The sequence below is a fragment of the Streptomyces pseudoechinosporeus genome (genome assembly GCF_054783935.1).
Window position 1 is genome coordinate 1 of sequence record NZ_BAAGPS010000100.1, and the last position, 777, is coordinate 777.

At 68.9% G+C, this 777-nt stretch carries 1 protein-coding gene; it reads right to left on the reverse strand.

Translation table 11 applies throughout. From position 1 onward, the window contains the following. The coding region (locus tag ACYVO6_RS49385; RefSeq protein ID WP_461073614.1) for a DUF427 domain-containing protein at positions 1-777 on the reverse strand (777 nt) is incomplete at both ends.

A 777-nucleotide genomic window follows, 5' to 3' on the forward strand; every position in this document is an offset into this window, starting at 1 on the left:
GGCTTGATGAACTCGGTGACCGGACGCTCCAGATGCTCTCCGTCGACGATGAGGTCGACGGCTTCGTTGTAGAAGGCCACCAGGTTCTTGATGTTGCTGACGGCGGGCAGCGGGGCGGGGTAACTCCACACGATGTTCGCCAGCGGGTTTCCGCCCTCCCACGACCAGTATTCGGTGGCCACTCCCTTGTAGGGGCATCGAGTCTCGTGGTCCGCGGGGGTGAACAGGTCGAGGCGGACGTCTTCGCGCGGGATGTAGTACCGCACGGGGAGGTGGGTCTCGAAGAGGAGCACCGGCCTGTGGGTGTCGGCGACGGGGGTGCCGTCGATCCGGACCTGGACGTGCCGGGTACTGGGCACGGCGTCGACCCGCTTGTGGGGGTCGCGCGGATGCACGAAGATCTCCTCTTCCTCTTCGTACCAGTGGTCGAGCACGTCCCGCCCGAACCACTCGAAGGAGATGTGGCCGGCCAACTCCTCGCCGGGGTAGGTCCAGGCCGCGCCGGGGACGGTCTCACCGCCGACTTCGAGGTCGTAGAAGAGTGTCGCGCCGGCGTGACGCCGGGTGGCGGGCCGCTCGGCCTTCCGCAGCAGGTCGGTCCGGACGTCGTCGTGCGGGAACGCGTACAGCGGCACCGGACGGCCCGGTTCCCAGACCAGGATCGGCCGTCGGCTGTCGACGACGGTGACCTCGCCCTTCATCCCGCGCACCCAGCGCTCGCTGGGCTCCCAGATGACGCTGTCGGCGGGTTCCGGCGAGCGGCGCAGGACCGGGACG